At 42.2% G+C, this 23,046-nt stretch carries 23 protein-coding genes; 9 read left to right on the top strand and 14 right to left on the bottom strand.

Annotated features, from left to right (window positions below):
* Positions 1-319 precede the first annotated feature (319 nt).
* Entirely contained in the window at positions 320-1,240 is a 921-nt protein-coding gene (gene ctaA / locus MKY50_RS08185; RefSeq protein ID WP_116315523.1) for a heme A synthase CtaA, read from the top strand.
* 402 nt (positions 1,241-1,642) lie between these two features.
* Here ctaA and pyc read toward each other — a convergent pair whose 3' ends face one another.
* From pyc to glsA, 4 genes are all read right to left on the bottom strand, one after another.
* Positions 1,643-5,089 carry a pyruvate carboxylase gene (gene pyc, locus MKY50_RS08180; protein WP_230488526.1) on the bottom strand — a complete coding sequence of 1,149 codons (3,447 nt, stop codon included), beginning with the start codon at positions 5,087-5,089 and terminating at the stop codon, positions 1,643-1,645.
* Between the two features lie 74 nt (positions 5,090-5,163).
* On the bottom strand, positions 5,164-6,375 hold the full coding sequence (ftsW, locus tag MKY50_RS08175; protein WP_029726523.1) for a cell division protein FtsW: 1,212 nt from the start codon (positions 6,373-6,375) through the stop codon (positions 5,164-5,166).
* Positions 6,376-6,580: 205 nt separating this feature from the next.
* On the bottom strand, positions 6,581-6,862 hold the full coding sequence (locus tag MKY50_RS08170; RefSeq protein ID WP_029726524.1) for a YlaN family protein: 282 nt from the start codon (positions 6,860-6,862) through the stop codon (positions 6,581-6,583).
* Between the two features lie 97 nt (positions 6,863-6,959).
* Positions 6,960-7,889: a glutaminase A gene (gene glsA, locus MKY50_RS08165; protein ID WP_003232263.1), complete on the bottom strand. Its 930-nt coding sequence runs from the start codon at positions 7,887-7,889 to the stop codon at positions 6,960-6,962.
* Between the two features lie 102 nt (positions 7,890-7,991).
* Between glsA and MKY50_RS08160 the strand changes: the two genes are divergently transcribed.
* Entirely contained in the window at positions 7,992-8,477 is a 486-nt protein-coding gene (locus MKY50_RS08160; RefSeq protein WP_003245279.1) for a hypothetical protein, read from the top strand.
* Between the two features lie 2 nt (positions 8,478-8,479).
* Here MKY50_RS08160 and MKY50_RS08155 read toward each other — a convergent pair whose 3' ends face one another.
* Positions 8,480-9,808 carry a PhoH family protein gene (locus MKY50_RS08155; RefSeq protein ID WP_003245272.1) on the bottom strand — a complete coding sequence of 443 codons (1,329 nt, stop codon included), beginning with the start codon at positions 9,806-9,808 and terminating at the stop codon, positions 8,480-8,482.
* 154 nt (positions 9,809-9,962) lie between these two features.
* Here MKY50_RS08155 and MKY50_RS08150 point away from each other — a divergent pair, with 154 nt between their 5' ends.
* Both MKY50_RS08150 and MKY50_RS08145 read left to right on the top strand, forming a co-directional pair.
* Entirely contained in the window at positions 9,963-10,592 is a 630-nt protein-coding gene (locus MKY50_RS08150; RefSeq protein ID WP_003232269.1) for a YhcN/YlaJ family sporulation lipoprotein, read from the top strand.
* An 82-nt stretch (positions 10,593-10,674) separates the two neighbouring features.
* On the top strand, positions 10,675-10,884 hold the full coding sequence (locus MKY50_RS08145; RefSeq protein WP_003232271.1) for a YlaI family protein: 210 nt from the start codon (positions 10,675-10,677) through the stop codon (positions 10,882-10,884).
* A gap of 55 nt (positions 10,885-10,939) precedes the next feature.
* Here MKY50_RS08145 and MKY50_RS08140 read toward each other — a convergent pair whose 3' ends face one another.
* Both MKY50_RS08140 and typA read right to left on the bottom strand, forming a co-directional pair.
* Entirely contained in the window at positions 10,940-11,257 is a 318-nt protein-coding gene (locus MKY50_RS08140; RefSeq protein WP_003232274.1) for a YlaH-like family protein, read from the bottom strand.
* Positions 11,258-11,313: 56 nt separating this feature from the next.
* Positions 11,314-13,152, bottom strand: coding sequence for a translational GTPase TypA (typA, locus tag MKY50_RS08135; protein WP_003232278.1), 1,839 nt, complete (start codon positions 13,150-13,152; stop codon positions 11,314-11,316).
* A 112-nt stretch (positions 13,153-13,264) separates the two neighbouring features.
* Between typA and MKY50_RS08130 the strand changes: the two genes are divergently transcribed.
* Positions 13,265-13,453, top strand: coding sequence for a YlaF family protein (locus tag MKY50_RS08130; protein WP_003245500.1), 189 nt, complete (start codon positions 13,265-13,267; stop codon positions 13,451-13,453).
* Positions 13,454-13,724: 271 nt separating this feature from the next.
* A complete protein-coding gene (locus MKY50_RS08125) occupies positions 13,725-14,336 on the top strand; it encodes a hypothetical protein (RefSeq protein WP_021479358.1) in 612 nt (203 codons plus the stop codon).
* A gap of 39 nt (positions 14,337-14,375) precedes the next feature.
* On the opposite strand, the gene sigQ is transcribed toward MKY50_RS08125, so the two are convergent.
* Genes sigQ through MKY50_RS08105 form a run of 4 tightly spaced genes read right to left on the bottom strand, consistent with a single transcriptional unit; the run spans position 14,376 to position 17,386 of the window.
* Positions 14,376-14,669 carry an anti-SigP sigma factor SigQ gene (gene sigQ / locus MKY50_RS08120; RefSeq protein WP_003232283.1) on the bottom strand — a complete coding sequence of 98 codons (294 nt, stop codon included), beginning with the start codon at positions 14,667-14,669 and terminating at the stop codon, positions 14,376-14,378.
* Positions 14,666-15,187, bottom strand: coding sequence for an RNA polymerase sigma factor YlaC (gene ylaC, locus MKY50_RS08115; protein ID WP_038430006.1), 522 nt, complete (start codon positions 15,185-15,187; stop codon positions 14,666-14,668). The genes sigQ and ylaC overlap by 4 nt, the downstream gene beginning before the upstream one ends.
* Positions 15,187-15,456, bottom strand: a complete 270-nt coding sequence (locus MKY50_RS08110; RefSeq protein ID WP_003232287.1) for a hypothetical protein — start codon at positions 15,454-15,456, stop codon at positions 15,187-15,189. Before MKY50_RS08110 ends, ylaC begins: the two co-directional genes overlap by 1 nt.
* On the bottom strand, positions 15,446-17,386 hold the full coding sequence (locus MKY50_RS08105) for a hypothetical protein (RefSeq protein ID WP_262119754.1): 1,941 nt from the start codon (positions 17,384-17,386) through the stop codon (positions 15,446-15,448). The genes MKY50_RS08110 and MKY50_RS08105 overlap by 11 nt, the downstream gene beginning before the upstream one ends.
* Positions 17,387-17,670: 284 nt before the next feature.
* Between MKY50_RS08105 and nprE the strand changes: the two genes are divergently transcribed.
* Together nprE and MKY50_RS08095 are read left to right on the top strand one after the other, a co-directional pair.
* The gene (gene nprE, locus MKY50_RS08100; protein WP_264099786.1) at positions 17,671-19,236 is read left to right on the top strand and encodes a neutral metalloprotease NprE; all 1,566 of its coding nucleotides are present in this window, start codon (positions 17,671-17,673) and stop codon (positions 19,234-19,236) included.
* A 351-nt stretch (positions 19,237-19,587) separates the two neighbouring features.
* Complete coding sequence (locus MKY50_RS08095; RefSeq protein WP_015715830.1) at positions 19,588-20,502, top strand: class I SAM-dependent methyltransferase; 915 nt, start codon at positions 19,588-19,590, stop codon at positions 20,500-20,502.
* A gap of 77 nt (positions 20,503-20,579) precedes the next feature.
* Here the strand turns inward: MKY50_RS08095 and MKY50_RS08090 are convergent, their stop codons facing one another.
* From MKY50_RS08090 to MKY50_RS08080, 3 genes are all read right to left on the bottom strand, one after another.
* The gene (locus tag MKY50_RS08090) at positions 20,580-21,008 is read right to left on the bottom strand and encodes a GNAT family N-acetyltransferase (protein WP_080031034.1); all 429 of its coding nucleotides are present in this window, start codon (positions 21,006-21,008) and stop codon (positions 20,580-20,582) included.
* Between the two features lie 25 nt (positions 21,009-21,033).
* A complete protein-coding gene (gene suhB / locus MKY50_RS08085) occupies positions 21,034-21,831 on the bottom strand; it encodes an inositol-1-monophosphatase (RefSeq protein WP_264099784.1) in 798 nt (265 codons plus the stop codon).
* Positions 21,832-21,970: 139 nt separating this feature from the next.
* On the bottom strand, positions 21,971-22,159 hold the full coding sequence (locus MKY50_RS08080) for a hypothetical protein (protein WP_009967148.1): 189 nt from the start codon (positions 22,157-22,159) through the stop codon (positions 21,971-21,973).
* A gap of 239 nt (positions 22,160-22,398) precedes the next feature.
* On the opposite strand from MKY50_RS08080, the gene MKY50_RS08075 reads away from it, so the two are divergent.
* Positions 22,399-23,037 carry a YktB family protein gene (locus MKY50_RS08075; protein ID WP_230488528.1) on the top strand — a complete coding sequence of 213 codons (639 nt, stop codon included), beginning with the start codon at positions 22,399-22,401 and terminating at the stop codon, positions 23,035-23,037.
* Positions 23,038-23,046 lie beyond the last annotated feature (9 nt).

The following is a 23,046-nucleotide window of genomic DNA, read 5'->3' as shown; positions in this document are numbered from 1 at the left end:
ATAAAATAACCTGCAACTCTATCATACAAGATAACATCTTGTAAAAAAACATCCTATTAAATATTAAACGACAAACAGGAATTTATTTGTGAACTTTTTATGAATTTTACCAAAGATGAAGGCAATCTCCAAATCGGCATTGCGTTTACCTTATTTCTATCAGACCCGGCATGAATAATCAAGTGTACATTTTCCAGAAGCCGTCATTCTATTATATTTTTGTGAACAAAAGGCTCTGGGAATTGCCACAAAACACATATTCGCTTACACTTGGAACGTATATAAAATTGCAGCAGTATGTTGAGAAGGTGAATATTGTATGAATAAAGCATTAAAAGCTCTCGGTGTTCTGACGACATTTGTCATGCTAATTGTTTTAATCGGGGGTGCCCTCGTTACAAAAACAGGTTCCGGCCAAGGATGCGGCAGACAGTGGCCGCTGTGTCACGGCCGTTTTTTCCCTGAACTGAATCCGGCTTCAATTATTGAATGGAGCCACCGATTCGCAAGCGGAATCTCTATTATCCTTGTGCTAAGCCTTGCGTTTTGGTCATGGAGAAAAATCACGCCGATTTTTCGTGAAACAACGTTTCTCGCGATCATGTCAATTATCTTTTTATTTCTTCAGGCATTGCTTGGCGCATTGGCTGTCGTATTCGGTTCGAACGCGCTGATTATGGCGCTTCACTTCGGCATCTCATTAATTTCTTTTGCTTCAGTGCTTATTTTAACATTGCTCATATTTGAAGCTGATAAATCAGTCAGAACACTGGTTAAGCCGCTTCAAATCGGCAAAAAGATGCAATTTCACATGATAGGAATTTTGATATATTCCTATATCGTTGTGTATACAGGCGCATATGTAAGACACACTGAATCAAGCCTGGCATGCCCTGATGTGCCGCTGTGCAGCCCGCTGAACAATGGACTTCCGACCCAATTCCATGAATGGGTGCAAATGGGCCACAGAGCAGCAGCCTTACTGTTATTTGTATGGATTATTGTTGCCGCTGTTCATGCTATTATCTCCTATAAAGATCAAAAACAGATCTTTTGGGGATGGATCTCATGTCTTATTTTCATTACATTACAGGCACTGTCCGGGATTATGATCGTATACACTGAACTGGCTCTGGGCTTTGCACTTGCCCACTCGTTCTTTATTGCCTGTCTGTTTGGCGTTCTATGCTACTTCTTATTATTGATTGCTCGTTTCCGTTATGAATCTAGGCAATCATAAGGACTCAAGACCAAAGCCTTAGGCGGCTTTGGTCTTTTTTCGTGTCTTGTTTTGGCGCTTTATTGTTTCAATGGCCAGCCTTTGCTGAATTTGATGATCAGTGAGCAGCTCACTTCGGTCTGTCCCCTTTCTTATCGTGATTATAGAAATTTCATATGGATCTATAGCCCGCGAACATAAGTATTAAAGCCTTTTAAATCAGATAGTGCTTAAAGAAATATGCATGGCATACTACAAAGCATCTAAAATATTGGCTGTATAAGTCTCTATTTATTTTGGGCTTGTGACAGTATTGTATAATCTCTGAAGTACCCTTATATCTCTTCTAACCATCTGTTTCACTCCACATTTTCTATATAAAAAAACAAGAGTGTATATCAAATGATATACACTCTTTGTTTATTATGCTTTTTCAATTTCAAGGAGCAGATCTCCCGTTTGGATCGGCTCACCATTTTTCACATGAACCTGCTTGATTGTTCCTGAGAAAGGCGCCTGAACCGTTGTTTCCATTTTCATCGCTTCATTAATCATCAAATGATCACCTTTATTGACTTTTGTGCCTGCTTCAGCCAATACCTTAATAACTGTTCCAGGCATAGAAGCTGCGATGTGGCTTGGATTTGTCCGGTCTGCTTTCAGCCTTTCCTGAACGGAAGACTTAATGCTTTCATCTTTAATGACTACTTCACGCGGCTGCCCGTTGAGTTCGAAATAAACGACGCGGGTGGCATCAGGCTGAGGCTCACCGATTGAAATCAGCTTAACGATCAGCGTTTTGCCGCGCTCAATTTCAACTTCTATCTCTTCACCTAATGTCATACCGTAGAAGAATGTCGGTGTATCTAATACCGAGATGTCTCCATAGCTTTCTGTCGTTTTCACATAATCAGTGAAGACTTTAGGATAAAGGGCATATGCCACAGCATCCTGATCTGAAATTTCCAAGTTATGCTGCTCTTTAAATTCCTGTTTGATCGCTTCAAATGACACCGGCTCAAGCAGTTCGCCCGGTCTGACTGTAATCGGCTCCTGCCCTTTTAAGATCAGCTTTTGCAGTTTTTCCGGGAATCCGCCATGAGGCTGGCCGATATTTCCTTTGAAAAGCTCCACGACAGAATCAGGGAAATCTAAAGATTCACCTTTTTCGTAAACGTCTTTTTCAGTCAGATTGTTTTGCACCATGTAAAGTGCCATATCTCCGACAACTTTTGAGGAAGGCGTTACCTTGACGATGTCACCGAACATATCGTTCACGCGTCTGTACATTTCCTTGACTTCGTTCCATCGGTCGCCAAGGCCTACTCCCTTGGCCTGCTGCTGCAGGTTGCTGTATTGGCCCCCTGGCATTTCGTGTTCATAAATTTCAGTATGCGGAGACTTCATTCCGCTTTCAAATTCACTATAATATTTACGCACCGCCTCCCAATATTGGGACAGCAATTCAACGCCTTGGACATTCATTTCCGGACGGCGGTCGTTGCCTTCCATCGCATGATAAAATCCGCTCGCGCTAGGCTGTGACGTTAATCCCGCCATTGAGCTGACCGCCACGTCTATGATATCAACGCCGGCTTCAACAGCTTTCGCATACATATAAATACCGTTTCCGCTCGTATCATGCGTATGAAGGTGAACCGGAATGTCGATCGTTTCTTTCAACGCAGAAACGAGTTCATATGCAGCCTGCGGTTTTAACAGCCCTGCCATATCTTTAATCCCGAGAATATGGGCTCCGGCCGCCTCAAGCTCCTTCGCCATCGATGTATAATATGCAAGGTCGTACTTCGTCCGGTTCTTGTCAAGGATATCTCCCGTATAACAAATCGCAGCTTCTGCCACTTTGCCGGTATCCCTAACAGCATCAATGGCTAACGTCATCCCTTTTACCCAGTTTAAGCTGTCGAAAATACGAAACACATCAATACCGGATTGAGCTGATTGCTTCACAAATTCTTTAATCACATTGTCCGGATAATTCGTATAGCCGACCGCATTTGATGAGCGAAGCAGCATCTGGAATAAGGTATTCGGCACTTCTTTGCGAAGATCTTCCAAACGCTTCCACGGATCTTCTTTCAGGAATCGGTAGGCTACATCGAAGGTCGCGCCTCCCCACATTTCCATACTGAATAGTTCAGGCCATAACGCAGCCGTCGGATTTGCGATTTTTTTCAAATCATGCGATCTGATTCTAGTTGCCAATAACGATTGGTGGGCATCCCTGAATGTCGTATCAGTTAAAAGGACAGATTTCTGCTCCTTAACCCAATTTGCAAGCCCTTCTGCACCTTTTTCATCAAGAATTTGCTTTGTTCCTCTGGCAGGTTGCTGATCAACGTCTACCTTTACGCTTAACGGTTTGTCAAACGCCGGTTTTTCTTTTTTCCCGATTCCAGGGAAGCCGTTCACTGTCACATTGCCGATGTAAGTGAGCATTTTCGTTCCGCGGTCTTTTTGTTTAGGGAATTTAAATAATTCAGGCGTTGTATCAATGAAAGACGTATCATATTGCCCTGTCAGGAACTTCTCATGTTTTGCAACGTTCTCAAGGAACGGAATGTTCGTTTTTATGCCTCTGATTCTAAACTCCTGAAGGTTTCGTACCATTTTGGCAGCTGCCTGTTCAAACGTTAAAGCCCAAGTTGAAAGCTTAACGAGAAGTGAATCATAGTATGGTGTGATCACGGCGCCCTGGAAGCTGTTTCCGGTATCAAGACGGACACCAAAACCGCCGCCTGAGCGGTAAGCCATGATTTTTCCTGTATCAGGCATGAAGTCATTTTGCGGATCCTCAGTCGTAACCCGTGACTGAATGGCATAGCCGATTGTAAAAATGTCCTTTTGCTCAGGAATATTTACTTTTTTGCTGTGAAGGCTATGCCCTTGGGCAACAAGGATCTGAGTTTGAACAATATCGACACCAGTAATCATTTCTGTTATCGTGTGTTCAACTTGTACGCGAGGATTTACTTCAATAAAGTAGAACTCGTTGTTTGCAACAAGGAATTCGACCGTCCCCGCATTTATATAGTTTACATTTTTAGCAAGCGCAACTGCCGCCTCACAAATTTGATCCCTTAATTCAAGTGACAGCGAGACACTCGGCGCCACTTCAATGACCTTTTGATGGCGTCTTTGAACGGAACAATCCCTCTCAAAAAGATGGACGACATTTCCCTGCTTGTCTCCAATGACCTGAACCTCAATATGTTTCGGATTCTCAATTAATTTTTCTACATAAACTTCATCATTGCCAAAGGCTGCTTTCGCCTCTGATTTAGCACGCTCATATGCTTCTTTGACTTCACTTTCAGATCTGACAATCCGCATACCGCGGCCGCCGCCGCCAAGCGAGGCTTTAATGATGATCGGATAACCGTTAGCTTGTCCAAATTGTTCGACGGCTTCAAGCGTTTCGGCAGGACCGTCGCTTCCTGGAATCACGGGGATTCCCGCTTTTTCTGCCTGCTCACGCGCTTTTACCTTGTCACCAAACATATCGAGATGCTCGGATTTTGGCCCTATGAATACGATGCCTTCTTCTTCACATCGTCTCGCAAAATGAATATTTTCAGATAAGAAACCGTATCCCGGATGAATTGCATCGACTTTGTTTCTTTTCGCAATATCAATGATACCTTCAATATCCAGGTAAGCATCAATCGGTTTTTTCCCTTCACCGACCAAGTATGCTTCATCCGCTTTGTACCGATGGTAGGAACCGGAATCTTCTTTTGAATAGACCGCAACTGTACGAATATTCAACTCGGTACACGCCCGGAATATTCGGATTGCAATTTCTCCCCTGTTTGCTACTAATACTTTTTGTATCGATTGCTGAGACAAACTTTTCTCCCCCTTACCCGAATGGAATATAATCTATCATAGCGGAATATCCTTCCCCTGTACACACTTGTTTTTTACTGATAAACAGTTTTTTTGAGCTGTTTCTTTTTCATTCCCTTCGGTGCCAAGGGCTCTTTCTTTTTCTTATTCTCTGAATATTTCACAAACATGCTGATATTCGCTAATATCCCCATACTTCCCAGCAGCAGCACCAAAGAAGAGCCCCCGTAACTGATAAATGGCAGCGTAACCCCTGTAATCGGAATTAATCCGCTGACACCGCCAAGGTTAATAAACGATTGTATGGCAATCATGCTTGAAATGCCGATCGCCAGAAGACTTCCAAAGGGGTCCTCGCATTTTCTGGCAATATAAAAACCTTTTATGACGACAAAACCCAATAAGAAAATCACAAACAATACCCCAAAAATGCCGAGCTCTTCAGCAATGACAGCCATAATAAAGTCAGTGTGTGATTCAGGCAGATATCCGTATTTTTGGATACTTTCACCGAGCCCCAGGCCGAAAATGCCGCCTGAGCTGATCGCATAATAAGAATTGATCACTTGCAAACCTGATGAATTTGCATACTTAAATGGGTCTTCAAGACTCTCAAAACGCGCCAAACGGCCCTTGGTTAAAATTTGATCCTGATTTAAATAGAGAATCGGGCTGACTAAAATGAAAACAATTCCGCCGAGCAAAAGCAGCCTCACCAGCGTCTTTCCGCTGAAGCCGGAGCACAAGATCATGCACGTCGCAATCAGCCCTATAATCATGGCTGTACCGAAATCAGGCTGCATGGCAATTAACCCGCAAATCACAAGCGTCATGACTACGGGAGGAGCTACACCCGTTAATAGATGGTCAATATAGCTTTGTTTTTTGGCATATACGGCTGCGAGGTATAAAATCACGACCAGTTTCACAAACTCCCCCGGCTGAATACTCATTCCGCCGATTTTAAACCAGCTCTGCGCGTTTCCGGCAACATGCCCGAAAACAAACAGTGAGATAAGCGCAAGAACAGATACAAGCAGTATCCCCTTCTGAAACTTTTGATGGGCCAGTGCTTTATAAGGAAACAACGCCATGAGAATAAATAGAGCGCCACCCGCAATTAAAGCAAACAGCTGCCGCATGAAGAAAAAATTACTGCTTACTCCATACCGGGAGACAGCCGTAATCATGCTTGAGCTGTATACCATCACTAAACCGAATCCGCATAATAAAACGATTGCGAATATCAGTGAGTAATCATAAGATTTTAGCATTTTTTTTAACATAACATCCTCTTCCCTGCTTCTAACTTCCATTATCTATGGTTTTTATGTATTTATCTTTTTTATTTTACTACAATTTATCAAACGAGACGAAGAATCTCTATACGATTCGGAAGGAATGTGTAAAAAAAGACCGTCTTTTATGAGATGAGAGAAAAATAGCGGTTATAAAAAAACCCAAACTGTTAATAAGTTTGAGTTTTATCATTTATTTAGCTGTAAACGCGTCATGCAAAGCAGACAATTCGCGCTCCAATGTGTATAAAAGGTCTTTACCGTCTTTTTCATTAACCAATCCCAGGCGGACAGCAAAATCGATTTCCCTCGAAAGCCCGAACATTTGAGTATCTAAAACCTCTTCATATAGAGGACATTGAGGCATCGTTAAGTTATCCATTTGTACTCGGATCAGCTTCAAAATCTTCTCAGCGTCCACTTTTAAGAGTTCAAAAGCTTTTTGCCGATGGTCAACTATCATCTCTGAAGCCAAAAGTATCCCTCCGTTCCCCAGGCGAGTACCTAATTCTTCTATTTATCATAAAGGGTATCAACAGAAAATGCAAGAGGATTTAAGCATATGACATAAATTAAAAAATACTCAGCCTGTACATCTCAGACATTATTTCCAAAAGCTTTACACCTGCAATGCTGTTCCCTTTTTCGTCTAATGCGGGGCCGAATATGCCGATCCCGAAATCGTAAGGCGAAATGCCCATAATCCCGCCGGATACGCCGCTTTTCGCAGGAATTCCGACCTTAATTGCGAATTCCCCGCTTGCATTATACATTCCGCACGTCACCATAAATGTTTTGCAAATTCTAGCGACATCTTTTGAGATGACTTGCTCCCCAGTCTCTGGATGTCTGCCGTTCAATGCAAATACAGATCCGATTTTCGCTAAATCCAAGCTGTTCATCTCAATCGCGCATTGCTTCGTGTATAAATCCATTACTGCCTCTACATCATCTTCAAAAATGCCGTACTGCTTCATATAATAACACATCGCCCGATTAATCATTGAAGTGCTGTATTCAGATTCAGCCACTTCCCGGCAGTATGTAATCTCTTGGTTGTTTGTCAGCCTTCTGATAAAAGAAAGCAAATAATCAAGTCTCTCTTTTACCGTTCTTCCTCTTATCAGACTTGTCACTACCAATGCCCCGGCATTAATCATAGGGTTTAACGGCTTGCTCGGATTCACTGTTTCGAGCTTGATAATTGAATTAAACGGATCACCGGTCGGCTCCTGTCCAACATAACTGAAGACCTTATCTTTGCCGTATTCCATTAACACCAAAGCAAGGGAAAGGACTTTCGATATACTTTGAAGCGTAAATGTTTTTTCTACGTCACCTGCTGACAGACAAACATTATTGGAATAATAAATCGCCACTGACAGGTCGTGTTTATCAGCTTTTGCCAAGGCGGGAATATAGCTGGCTACCTCCCCCTTGTCCGTTACTTTTTTCGCCTTTTTCACTAAGGCTTCAAGCTCATCATTATGCCGGCATACCATGCAAACACCCTCGTTCCCTCAGCATTTCAATACACATAATTTGTACACAAAGTGACAATTCATGCGAAAACTTTTATAATTTTGAGAGAAGGGGGTCATATCATGAGCGTTATCCAAGTAAAAGGCAATGTTACATATCCAATTACCATTGATCCAAGCGTATGGATTTTTGATGATCGCAAATTTTCGTTTGACCGCAAAGGGGACAGTCAAGACACATATTTACAATCAGCCGGGGATGAATCCGACCTTGATCCGGAACGCGTCATCAGAGAGGGGCGAATCGCGCCGCCTACATTAAAGACGGAAAAGCAATATGAGAAGCAAAAACTGATGAACGGCAGTTTCGCAATGAGACTTGGGACTGTCCTGAAAAATGCTGAGCCGAACAGCTCTGCGACACAATGTGTATTTGTCACAAGTTCGGGAAAGGCCGCCGTTTCTCTGGAAACCGCTCTGAACAGTATTGTCCATTTCAGTGAGGCAGGCAAGCCGATTCAAGAAGGCGGCCCCGTGCATATTTACTTTGAAGACCCGGTTCATCACAAACAGCCGATTACCGACGTAAAAGAGATCGAAATCATTTAATGTTACAGCAAATCAGCTGCGAGCTGGGCGAGACCTGATCTCTCACCTTTTAACAGCTTCACGCTGCCTGAGATGGGTTGTCCTTTAAACCGCTCAACCACATAGGCTAAACCATTGTTCAGACTGTCTAAATATGGGTGATCAATTTGTTCAGGGTCACCCATTAAGACAATTTTACTGCCCTCACCGACTCTCGTCAGCAAAGTTTTCACCTCATGCCTGGTCAAATTTTGCGCTTCATCAATGATAATAAATTGATCTGGAATGCTTCTCCCTCTGATATAAGTCAGCGCCTCTACCTGAATTGAGCCAATTCCCGCCAAAATAGCATCAAGCTCCCCCGGTTTTTTCGCATTAAACAGAAACTCTAAGTTGTCAAAAATCGGCTGCATCCAAGGCTTTAGCTTTTCCTCTTTTTCGCCTGGCAAATACCCGATGTCCTTGCCAACAGGAACAATCGGCCTTGCGACGACCAGCTTTTTATATATTCCCAAGTCTTCTGTCTGTAATAGCCCTGCCGCCAAAGCTAAGAGCGTTTTGCCGGTTCCCGCTTTGCCGATCAGGGTGACAAGCGGAATATCTTCCCGCAGCAAAAGCTCTAATGCCATTGTCTGCTGTACATTTTTCGGCCTGATTCCCCATATATGTTCATCATCAAATACGAGTCTTTTTAATACCGTTCCGGTTTTATCTGCAATTCCGACTGCCGAGGAGGATCCTCCTAGCTCATCCTTCATTAAAGCAAACTGATTCGGATAAAACGCATGCTGTTTCACATCGTTTACTGAAATTTGATTTTTTCCGTAAAAAGAGCTGAACAGCTGCTGGCTGATATATAAATCTTTATAGCCGCTGTACATTTCATCATTGTCCACAACCCGGTCATTCAAGAAATCTTCAGCAAGCAGTCCGATTGCGTCGGCTTTAACCCTGACCAGTACATCCTTACTGACGAGGATAACCGGCCTGCCATTTTCCTTGGTTTCTTCCTCGAGGCTTAAGTTTTTCGCAACGGCTAATATGCGATTATCGTTCGTCTTTTCAATAAAGATCTCTTGCAGCTGGTGAAACGAACGATGATTCAGTTCAATTCTCAGTGTGCCGCCGGTGTCAAGCGGTACATGCTCATGCAGCCTGCCCTTTTGTCTTAGCGCATCGATTAGCTTAGATACGTGCCTTGCATTCCTCCCAACTTCGTCCATATACCGTTTTTTTGAATCAACCTCTTCTAAAACGACAGCAGGGATGACAACCTCATTTTCTTCAAAAGAAAATATCGCGTTAGGATCCTGTAATAACACATTCGTATCTAACACATAAATTTTACTCAAGTCTCAGCCTCCTGATATAAGGGTCAAAGTTCTTCCTGCTTCTCTTTTGATGAAAAAGGTGAATGCCTGCTAAAATATATGTTTTTGTGCATAAAGATAGAAGGTTAATTCAACAATAAAATTAATGAAAGCATTTTAAGGAGGGAACCCGCAAGTGCGAATTCTTTTCATTATCATACAGCTGACACTTATCCTGTCCGCTTGTGCCTATCAACAAGGAAAACAGGGTCAGAATGTTGAAAAAGAATCAACAAGACAGCAGGAGACTAAACCGATTCACGTAAAGGACACAACTCAAGAAACAAAAGACAATGGAACAAGAACCGATATTGCCAAGCATCTTGTCAGCGTTGCTGAAAAAAACCCCGACGTCAAGGATGCAACAGCCGTTGTGCTGGGAGGCTATGCTGTTGTTGGGATTGATGTCGATGATACTTTGGACAGAAGCAAAGTGGAAACCATTAAATATTCTGTAGCTCAGGCGCTAAAGAATGATCGATATGGCGCAAACGCAGTGGTCATTGCTGATCCCGATACGGTCAGCCGCCTTCGTGAAATGAGCAGAGAAATCAGCGAGGGCCATCCGGTAACAGGCATACTGGATGAATTAGCTGCAATTGTCGGCCGAGTGCTTCCCGAAGTGCCTAACGACGTGATTGACAATGAAGACGAACCGCAAACAAAGCAGCAAAATGACCAATTAAATAGAAAACAGCAGCAGGAAATGGAGAAGGAGCAAAACGATCAATCTGATCATCATATGAAAAAGAACAACAATGACTAAGCTATAGCCTTGCGCTTTAGCTTTTTCTTATTTTGGACAGCTTCTGATCCGTGCTATAATACATGTTAGTGAAAGAGGTGATATGATGAGGGTCAAATGTTCTATTTGCGATAAAATTGAAACAATTGATGATGATACCCTGATCGCGAAACGGCTTCGAAACCGCCCGATCCATACATATATGTGCCAGGAATGCCACGATCGGATTGCCAAAAAAACAGAGGAACGGCTGAAAACGGGAAAATTTACTTTTCACCCGGGACAGCAGAAAAAAGAAAAAGTCAAAAAATAAAGCGGCCGCTTAACCATACAGAACACAAAAAAGACTCAGCTTTCAGCTGAGTCTTTTATGATTTTGCAGACTGTCCTTTTTTCGACTGATACAGCCGGATTTTGTAAATGATTAAAATCAGCGCAGCGACGACCAATCCTTCTGCCACGGGCAAAAACACCCCTAAAAAAGTCAAAACAGTGCAGCCCAAAGCCAAAAATACATACACCACTGCAGATTTTAATACAGGAAGCCGTTTAGCAAATCCAAGCTTAAATACAATAACGGCCAACACAAAAATCGTGCCGTACAGCAGCCACATGCCTGCCGCAGGCTGCCGGTCTACTTGATATAAAGCGGCGAAGAACGACAGACGTTCGCTTACGTCATTCAAAAAGATTCCCTCCCCTGTAAACGTACGGGTTCTATCTTTTCAAATTCTGCACGAGATTAAGACAATCCTGCTGTTTTTTTCTTTTTAGCTGCTTTTTCACGTTCGTTCTTATTGAGGATCTTCTTTCTTAAACGGATGGATTCAGGTGTTACTTCACAATATTCATCTTCGTTTAAGTACTCTAGAGACTCCTCAAGAGACATGATGCGCGCTTTTTTAATTGTAGTTGTCTGATCCTTTGTCGCAGAACGGACGTTTGTTTGCTGTTTCATTTTGCTGACGTTAACAACAAGGTCATTGTCACGGTTATGCTCTCCAACGATCATTCCTTCGTATACTTCAGTACCCGGCTCAACGAAGATGACACCGCGGTCTTCAATTCCTTGAATACCGTATGATGTTGCTTTTCCGTTTTCCATTGACACAAGTACACCTTGACGGCGTCCGCCGACTTGGCCCGCCTGCATCGGCTGGTAGCTGTCAAACGTATGGTTCAAAATACCGAATCCGCGTGTTAATGATAGGAATTCTGTAGAGTAACCGATCAATCCGCGGGAAGGAACTGTAAAGATGAGACGGACTTGGCCGTTTCCGTTGTTGATCATATCAACCATTTCGCCTTTGCGGGCACCCATTGATTCCATGACAGAGCCAGTATGCTCTTCAGGAACATCAATTTGCACACGTTCAACAGGCTCACAGCGTACGCCGTCGATTTCTTTGATAATAACTTCAGGTTTTGACACTTGAAGCTCATAGCCCTCACGACGCATATTTTCAATTAAAATTGACAAGTGCAGCTCACCGCGTCCTGAAACAACCCAAGCATCAGGAGAAGCTGTTGGCTCAACACGCAAGCTCACATCCGTCTGAAGCTGTGATTGAAGACGCTCTTCGATTTTGCGGGCCGTTACATATTTGCCTTCACGGCCTGCAAACGGACTGTTATTCACGACAAATGTCATTTGAAGTGTCGGCTCATCAATGCGAAGCACCGGAAGCGGATCTTGATGGTCTACAGGACATACTGTTTCACCAACGTTGATATCTTCCATCCCGGAAACCGCAACGAGGTCTCCCGCTTTTGCTTCTTCAATTTCCACACGCTTTAAGCCTTGGAAACCAAAAATCTTTGTAACACGGAATGACTTTGCCGTTCCGTCAAGCTTCATAAGAGAAACCTGCTGTCCGACTTTCATTGTGCCGCGGAATACGCGTCCGATTCCGATACGGCCTACATAGTCGTTGTAGTCAAGAAGGGCAACTTGGAATTGAAGCGGCTCCTCTGCATTATCAACAGGTGCCGGGACATGCTTAATAATGGTTTCATATAAAGCTTCCATGTTTTCATCCTGTTGTTTCGGATCAAGACTCGCTGTTCCATTAATCGCGGAAGCATATACCACTGGGAACTCGAGCTGCTCTTCATTAGCATCAAGCTCAATGAACAGATCCAGAACTTCATCGATAACTTCCTCTGGACGAGCAAAGTCACGGTCAATTTTGTTTACAACAACAACAGGGTTCAGGTTTTGCTCAAGAGCTTTTTTCAGAACAAAACGAGTTTGAGGCATACAGCCTTCATATGCGTCAACGACAAGCACTACGCCGTCAACCATTTTCATAATCCGTTCTACTTCTCCCCCAAAGTCTGCGTGTCCAGGGGTGTCCAAAATATTGATACGTGTATCTTTATAGTTAATCGCAGTATTTTTCGCCAATATTGTAATGCCGCGTTCGCGTTCAAGATCATTAGAGTCCATTGCGCGTTCAGCAACCTGTTCGTTGGCACGGAACGTACCAGCCTGATGTAAAAGCTGATCGACTAGAGTCGTTTTCCCATGGTCAACGTGGGCAATAATCGCGATGTTGCGAAGATCATTTCGAAGTTTCACTTTTTCATCTCCTAAAAAAATTAGATAACTTTCATATTATATCACACATCCTCTTTAAAAGCGTCACGTTTTTCTGTAAACTTAATATAAGACGTAAAAGGGGATGGAATTTATGAAAAAAATGAATTGGCTTTTACTATTATTTGCATTTGCAGCGGTTTTCAGCATTATGCTGATCGGCGTCTTTATCGCTGAAAAAAGCCCTGCAGGCATTATCGCCAGCATTGTACTTGTTTGCGCTGTCATGGGCGGCGGATTTACATTAAAAAAGAAAATGCGCGAACAAGGCTTGCTTGATTAAAAGCATTGCCCCACCGGCGACATTGTAATCAAAAAACACCGCAAAGAAAGCGGTGTTTTTCATTTCTTAAGCCTTATCTCCCCTGTTTCTTAGTCAGGAAGATGCAAAACAGCCTTCATACATAGACAATCGTTCTAACGATCACACGTGCAGCCTTCAAAAAGTAGTTCGGCAACGATACACATAAAATACCATAGCGCCTATTCCTCCACCGGAAACTACTCCCTATAATGGAATTTGTAGCACAATTCATAAAAGGGAGAGAAGAAACATGAAGAAAACATTTGTAAAAAAAGCTATGTTAACGACTGCCGCAATGACATCAGCTGCTCTATTAACGTTCGGTCCTGATGCAGCCAGCGCAAAAACACTGGTTGATAACACTGCTGTTCAACTCCAGCATCAGGCGAGCACTAACGAAGATCTCAATACATTCATTGATATATTAAATCAATGTATATACGAACAAGACGGTGTATATTATTTTGACAGCGAAAAAGCTGTCGAGTTAGGAATGACAAAAGAAGAGGCTCAGGTAATTGCTACACTCTGGGAATCGACATCAGAATTTTTCAGCATTGTTTCACAATGTGTGTATCTCGAGGATGGAAATTACAAATTTGATACAGAAAAAGCAGTTGAACTTGGCTTCACAGAAAAAGAAGCACTTGCACTTGAACAATTTTTCTCCGCTGTTTCTCTCAAGATTCACATTCTTCAAGCAGCCATTGTGCTACAAGATGATGTGTACAGCTATGATAAAGACGCAGCGCTACAAGCAGGTGCAACGCCACTGCAAGCTGACGTTTATGAAAAACTCTTCAGTGCCATGTCACAAGAACAGCTTGCCGCTATTTACGATATGATTCATCCCCAGGCTTAATGTGAAAAAGCGCTTGCCGGAATCGGACAAGCGCTTTTTTTATATCAGCAGTTTGATGATCAGCATCATGGCAACCGCCGCTCCAAACCAGCAGGCAGCTTTCATGATCAGTAATCCATAGTACCTCTGTTTAAAACGCAGTTCTTCTTCCGGCAGATAAGCCTCCTCAACGGCCTGTTCGCTTTCCAATTCAAATGGCTCAGCCATCGTGTCATACATGTCTCTGCAGCTGCTGCACATTTTTAAATGCTCTTCTATAACGTGTTCCGTTTCTCTTTTACAATCACCTTCAAGATACAGAGGAAGCAGGTCTCTTACTAGAAAACAGGTCATATCCGCTCCTCCTCTCTACTTTTCGTCATGTTTTTCTTTAGCTCTAATCTAGCCCGGTGCAATGTGGTTTTCACCTTAGAAAGACTCCATCCTAATATCTCAGCGATTTCTTCATAAGAAAGCTCTTGGAATTCTCTTAAAATCAAAACGGATTGATGCTGATCTTTTAACTTCAGGAGCTCCTGCCGCAGTGTTTCGCTTTTCACCGTCCGTGACAGATACTGTTCAGGCTGGTCATAAGTTGTTTGCGTTAACCCTTCATTTTTGCTGATTTCAGTAAATTGGTATTTGACATCCCTTCGGTACCAATTGATAAAGGTATGATGCGCAATGGTGTAGAGCCATGTTCTAATGGAAGAATGCCCCCTAAACGAAGCCAGACCGTTAAGAGCTTTCACAAACGTGTCCTGCGCTAAGTCCTTGGCTGTTTCAAGATGATGAGTCCTTCTGAATAAATAATTTAAAATTTCTTGATAATACTGCCGATACAAGTCCTCAATGGAATCCCTATGCTTCATTAAAAGTAAAACCACACCGTCATCCAAATGGCCAATAAAATGAAACAGATATACATGGAAGACAGGTATACTTTCATATATCTGATTTGGCTTTCTTCTTCAGCACCGGGACTTCTCTTTAAACAAGTTTTACTCTTTAAGTCTTCCGCATTCTTTTGAAATAGGGATTCATGCTGTTTCATCCATTCCATTGATTCATCCTCTAGCTCTCCTTCTTTATACAGGTCGTATAAGTCTACAAAAACAGACTCTTTTTCTTTATGATTCATAAAGACTTTTCACCTCTTGTGTTTCTCCATCCACTACATAGGCATCGTGGCGATTTGAACCAAACGGCTGAATAATGATCAGCCATGCATAATGCCGTTCATCCCCTCTTTGAACGATAATCGGACGCATACGCTTTTTGTAAATGACATCCTGATATAGAGAAGCTACTTTTTCGTAAGCCAATGTTCCATTACGATACGTATAGGGGAATGACTGATCAGGTGTATCACTGTATACATAAACGTTTAGCTGACCTTGAGCTTCAACAAACTCATATGTTTTAGAAGAATCAGTATACATCACCATGTCACCCTGACTGCTTTTTTTCTTCTTTTCTGATCCACGAGCATCGAAGATCGATAATATCTGATGCTGCAGCCGGCTGTTAGCCATTGAGATATTCTTTTTCATCGGAAGCGAAAGACTATGTAAACAACCGGATTCGCCCTCAAATTCCAAAACAATTCCACCTTTTGTTTCCACTCTCACCATGCTTCCGAGCAGGCTGTCGCTTTCAATATCAGTGATCTGATAAGGCTGTTTTGATATGTTCAGCGCTGTAAACATTTGTTCCACTTTGTCGTTAATGTCTTGTTCCGTTATATGAACATGCAGAAGAGAGTCAAGCTGATAAATCGAAGGATCTTCACTAAACCCCATTAAGGTTTCCTTTTCCCAATAAAATACCGCGCCATCATCAGCAGGATCTTTTTTTTGAAGTTGGTTTTTCAGGTATATACGTACGACTGTCTGGCCGTCCTCATTTGATACCTTTGTTTCGATATGATCCTTATGTAACACACGTCCGTGTCGCTCAAGGAAAGCGATGGACTTTCGCTTGTACTCCTGATTCGTTAGCTTTTTCCCATGCGCTTTTTGTAAGTATTCATAATTACGAATCAGCTGCGATACTTCATCTACCTCAGCTTTATAACTCTTGCTTTCAAATGAGTAGAAATAATGCACATCCATGTTTGTATCGTGCAAATAAAGTGTTTCATCCGTAGGAAAAAATGACTTTAGTATCTGTTCCGCTTTTTCTGATGAAATGTGCTCCCCGACAAAATTGAATGAATCATGGACATTTGCTGGCTTTGATACAGCGAAAGCAGCCGTTCCTATGTTATATATCGGATTTAACAGCAGGACAAAAAACACCATGACAGCCATCGTCACCCACTTATTCACACGCACATAAACCTTTCCTGACTTTTGGAACAGATGATAGCTCATCAAAAATCCCGCCATTGCCAAATAAATCGTATATGGCATTACTGCACCATAATCTTTTGAGATTTGATTGGGATATGGCGCAAGCAGCAAGACAAGCATTCCGATAATCAGCGTATAAAATAAGCCTAGTAAAATCTTATTTGTTCTCCAATACAGCTTGAAAAACACAACATTCAACACAATAGGAAGAGTAATAATGAAAAACAGAAACACGAATGCAATTGGCTCGACTCCGTCCGGATTTTCCTTCCAATACGTAAAGAAACTGAATATCATTTGTACGATTGGCAAACTGACAACGGCAAGGTCGAACGTATAAAATTTACCCTTTCCGCCATGATCACGCGGCATCAGCATATAGTGAAAAGCCGTCAGCAGCACATATCCGTATAACAAAAAATGCAGCAGCGGCAGCAGTTCTTTTCCGTCCTCTCTTAAGTAAGCGCTGGTGAAGTTTGTTGATTGCACCTGGTGAATAAGTTCAACAGACACTCCCGCCAGCAGCACAATCCGCAATATAACACCCGCCATGAACATTGTGCGCTGCCGGTTTATTTTGGGATGATGCCCCAAAAGATATAAGCCCGCCAGAACAACAATTGACCATTGAATCAGCAGGGTGCTTTGTCTGCTTAATATAAAATAACGTTCGAAATGCAATACATAATGACTGAATAACTCCAACACGAACAACAATCCTTTACTTCTTATTAAGGCCTCATTCGGTTAGACAGCGGACTTTTCAAAAAGTTTCAAGTTGAAACAAAAATATCTCATCTTCCCCTTGATATGTAAAAAACATAACTCTTGAGTGAACCGTCACATGACACTTGACTCATCTTGATATTATTCAACAAAAACAAACACAGGACAATACTATCAATTTTGTCTAGTTATGTTAGTTTTTGTTGAGTATTCCAGAATGCTAGTTTAATATAACAATATAAAGTTTTCAGCATTTTCAAAAAGGGGGATTTATTGTGGGTTTAGGTAAGAAATTGTCTGTTGCTGTCGCTGCTTCGTTTATGAGTTTATCAATCAGCCTGCCAGGTGTTCAGGCTGCTGAAGGTCATCAGCTTAAAGAGAATCAAACAAATTTCCTCTCCAAAAACGCGATTGCGCAATCAGAACTCTCTGCACCAAATGACAAGGCTGTCAAGCAGTTTTTGAAAAAGAACAGCAACATTTTTAAAGGTGACCCTTCCAAAAGGCTGAAGCTTGTTGAAAGCACGACTGATGCCCTTGGATACAAGCACTTTCGATATGCGCCTGTCGTTAACGGAGTGCCAATTAAAGATTCGCAAGTGATCGTTCACGTCGATAAATCCGATAATGTCTATGCGGTCAATGGTGAATTACACAATCAATCTGCTGCAAAAACAGATAACAGCCAAAAAGTCTCTTCTGAAAAAGCGCTGGCACTCGCTTTCAAAGCTATCGGCAAATTACCAGACGCTGTTTCTAACGGAGCGGCCAAAAACAGCAATAAAGCCGAATTAAAAGCGATAGAAACAAAAGACGGCAGCTATCGTCTTGCTTACGACGTGACGATTCGCTATGTCGAGCCTGAACCTGCAAACTGGGAAGTCTTAGTTGACGCCGAAACAGGCAGCATTTTAAAACAGCAAAATAAAGTAGAACATGCCGCCGCCACTGGAAGCGGAACAACTCTAAAGGGCGCAACTGTTCCTTTGAACATCTCTTATGAAGGCGGAAAATATGTTCTAAGAGATCTTTCAAAACCAACAGGCACCCAAATCATCACATATGATTTGCAAAACAGACAAAGCCGCCTTCCGGGCACGCTTGTCTCAAGCACAACGAAAACATTTACATCTTCATCACAGCGGGCAGCCGTTGACGCACACTATAACCTCGGTAAAGTGTACGATTATTTTTATTCAAACTTTAAACGAAACAGCTATGATAACAAAGGCAGTAAAATCGTTTCTTCCGTTCACTACGGCACTCAATACAATAACGCTGCATGGACAGGAGACCAGATGATTTACGGTGATGGCGACGGTTCATTCTTCTCTCCGCTTTCCGGCTCATTAGATGTGACAGCGCATGAAATGACACATGGCGTCACCCAAGAAACAGCCAACTTGATTTATGAAAATCAGCCAGGTGCATTAAACGAGTCTTTCTCTGACGTATTCGGGTATTTTAACGATACAGAAGACTGGGACATCGGTGAAGACATTACGGTCAGCCAGCCTGCTCTTCGCAGCCTGTCCAACCCTACAAAATACAACCAGCCTGACAATTACGCCAATTACAGAAACCTTCCAAACACAGATGAAGGCGATTATGGCGGTGTACACACAAACAGCGGAATTCCAAACAAAGCCGCTTACAACACCATCACAAAACTTGGTGTATCTAAATCACAGCAAATCTATTACCGTGCGTTAACTACGTACCTCACGCCTTCTTCCACATTCAAAGATGCCAAGGCAGCTCTCATTCAGTCTGCCCGTGACCTCTACGGCTCAACTGATGCCGCTAAAGTTGAAGCAGCCTGGAATGCTGTTGGATTGTAATATTAGAAAAAGCCTGAGATCCCTCAGGCTTTTATTGTTACATATCTTGATTTCTCTCTCAGCTGAAACGACGAAAAGATGCTGCCATGAGACAGAAAACCGCTCCTGATTTGCAAAAAGAGGGATGCAGCCGCAAGTACGCATTTTATAAAAGCTAATGATTCAGTCCACATAATTGATAGACGAATTCTGCTACAGGTCACGTGGCTATGTGAAGGATCGCGCGTCCAGTTAAGAGCAAAAACATTGACAAAAAAATTTATTTATGCTAAAATTTACTATTAATATATTTGTATGTATAATAAGATTCTCCTGGCCAGGAGAATCTTATTTTTTGTGGAGGATCATTTCATGAGGAAAAATGAGTCCAGCTTAACGTCTTTGATTTCAGCGTTTGCCCGTGCTTATCACAGCAAATATGACACACCTCTTATTTTTGATGATTTTATCGCAAAAGATCTCATTAACGAAAAAGAGTTTATCGACATCAGTAAAAATATGATTCAAGGAATATCGTTTTTCAACAAAGAGATCGCCGAACGTCTTCAAAATGATCCTGAAAAAATATTAAAATGGGTTGCACAAATCCAGCTGTCTCCCACGCCACTAGCACGTGCTTCTTATTGTGAAAAAGTCTTGCACAACGAATTAATCCTGGGGGCAAAACAGTATGTCATTCTTGGAGCGGGGCTGGATACCTTCTGCTTTCGGCATCCAGAATTAGAAAACAGCTTACAGGTTTTCGAGGTTGACCATCCGGCTACACAGCAATTCAAAAAAAATAAGCTGAAGGATGCAAATCTGACAATTCCGGGTCATCTTCATTTTGTTCCTATGGATTTCACCAAAACGTTTTCGTATGATCCTCTCTTAGATGAAGGATTTAAAAACACAAAAACATTCTTCAGCCTTCTCGGAGTGTCTTATTATGTAACACGGGAAGAAAATGCAAGCTTGATCAGCAATTTATTTTCTCATGTCCCGCCTGGAAGCTCTATTGTTTTTGATTATGCGGACGAAACACTTTTTACAGCAAAAGGGACGTCGAATCGAGTTGAACATATGGTGAAGATGGCTGCCGCAAGCGGGGAACCGATGAAATCATGTTTCACTTATCAAGAGATTGAACATCTGTTAGAGTCATCTGGTTTACTGATCTATGAACATCTATCACCAGACGACATTAATGACCTTTTGTTTAGTAATCGAAAAGACAATTTGTCAGCGTTTGAAACGATTCATTATATTCATGCGGTAAAAAAATAATTTTCAAATTATCAGAAGCCTCTCAATGTTTGAGAGGCTTTTTATTGAACCCGCATGCAACAAATAAGCTGCCATTATCATATGGCAGCTTCTGCTAAAGGCTTCACCAGGATCATAAATGATTTGCCTTTCTCATCTTTTTCCGTTTTCAGCTGTTCAAAGCCGCATTGGCTTAAAAACAGTATCCATTCCCTGCGCTCAATGGGAACTCCCGCAAACATCGCTTTATGTTTCGCTCTAAGCAATTTGCTGATCTGTTCAATGATCATCTTCGCATGTCCCTTTTTTTCTTCAGCCGGGTCAATCAGAACCGTTCCGAGCCACGGCTTACCGTTTGAAGGAGACCACTCGAGATGGTAGCTGACGGCAACAGGCATACCGTCTTTTTCCCATACAAGCCATGAACCGTTGTACATGGAGTAGGAAATGATATAGTCTTCTGCATCTTTATCTCCAAACTCCTCCTCTTTCCATACAGGATGAGCCTCCGCGAGCTTTTCTAACAAGCTGAGATCATCCTGCTCAAATGGCCTACTTCCCAGCATGAAGATACTCTTCAAATATCGTTTTATGTATAGATGGATTTCCGGCTAGCACACTGTGGTTTTCTAAAAAGGTAAACGGCTCTCCTTCAATGGTCGTATAGGTGCCTCCTACTTCATTTAGCAGCACACAGCCGGCTGCGTAGTCCCATGGCGCAAGCCGCATCGTGATGTAAGCATCTATTCTTCCTGCCGCGACATTTGCCAGCTCTAAAGCGGCAGAACCGTAGGAGCGTGTGCCTCTGACTCTTTTCACGAGTGGCGCTAACACACTTTGATCAATTCTTCTGTTTTCCGTTACCCATGTTGCATTAATGGCAAGTATCGCTTCTTCAATGACGGTTTCTTTTAATGGAGCCAGCTTCGTTTCATTCATATAAGCTCCTCTGCCGCTAAATGCGTGATACAACTCATCGTGCACCACATCATAAATTAAACCGATTTTCCCTTCACCGTTTTCAAAAATCCCAATGGAAATCGCAAAATTTCTTTGCTGGTGCACAAAATTCATCGTCCCATCAATCGGATCAATAATCCATACGACTCCCTCAAGTGAGTGGATTTTGTCTCCTTGCCCCTCTTCACCGAGTATCCGATGTCCCGGAAAAGTTTCTTGAATTCGATTAATGAAAAACTTTTCGGTTTCTTTGTCAATATTGGTGACTAAATCATTCGGATTTGATTTCGTTTCAATTGTCAGGCTTTCATGCATGGATTGTGTAATTCTCGCGCCTGCTTCTCTTATCCACTTCTTTGCAATCTCATCAATTTCCGTCCAATTTGTCATTCGTTCGTACCTCTCTTCTATGTAGACCTTTTATTTTATAGGATACTGATAACGGCAATGAAAAAGCAAGGAAAATGAAAAATATCCCTTCTCACGTAAAAACGAACCATTCATGCGGTTCGTTTTCACTATCGCTTTTTTACCCGTTAAGACGAATCCATTCTTTTCTAAGTCGCTCAAGTTTGTTTTTGCTTTGTTCAATCTGCTCTTCATTTTCTTTCTGCATTGCTTCATATAGGGTTGCCAATTCATAATCAACCTCTAGTCTCCAGACAGCAACACGATTGTTTTTCTCTTCCTTAAATCCCTCTTTTACAACTTGCCTCATTGTCTTTCGCCCCTTCCAGAGATCATTTGTTTGTAAAAAAGCATCCCATTTTGCCATTCAACAATGATTACTTCTTATATCGTATGATTGTTCTATTTACGCGCAACATGATTCTGAAAATTGTGTGTTTACCTACTCGTTTATTACCACATTTCCCCTTACTTCAAACGCGCTCAATCTTTTTGAAGCTCGTATGAACTGTGATAAAATATGTATACTTAGCATGAAGGAGGAAGATCATGACACAAATGCGTTTCACTGAAGAGGACTTTAACACATTTACAATAGAAGGCTTAGACGCGCGCATGGAAGTATTAAAAAAGACGGTCCGTCCGAAGCTTACAGCTCTAGGCGAACATTTTGCCCCAACTTTATCAGCTTTAACCGGAGATGAAATGTTTCCGCATGTGGCAAAGCATGCAAGAAGATCCGTCAATCCCCCTGCTGACAGCTGGGTGGCGTTCGCAAACAGCAAAAGAGGCTATAAAAAACTGCCGCATTTCCAAATTGGTTTATGGGAAAGCCACGTCTTTGTGTGGTTTGCGATTATTTATGAATCCCCTATCAAAGAAGAATACGGCAAATTGCTTGAAATGAACCAAGAAACCATTACGAAAAATATCCCTGACAGCTTCGTTTGGTCTGCAGATCACACAAAACCGGGAGTACATAAACAGTCTGAAATGGACAAGGAACAGCTGAAGACACTGTTTGAGCGTTTGCAGACTGTAAAGAAAGCTGAGCTGTTATGCGGCATCCAGCTCCAAAAAGAAGAAGTGCTGAATATGAATAACCAGGAATTCCTTCAGCGTATCGACGATGCCTTTAAGCAGCTTGCTTTTCTGTACCGTCTCACCCAAAAAGTATCACAAGCATAAAAAAGAGCC

Origin of the sequence: Bacillus sp. FSL R7-0685, assembly GCF_038002425.1 — a bacterium.
In the GTDB taxonomy this organism is placed as follows: Bacteria; Bacillota; Bacilli; order Bacillales; family Bacillaceae; genus Bacillus; species Bacillus subtilis.
This window is presented reverse-complemented; position numbering and strand designations above follow the sequence as displayed.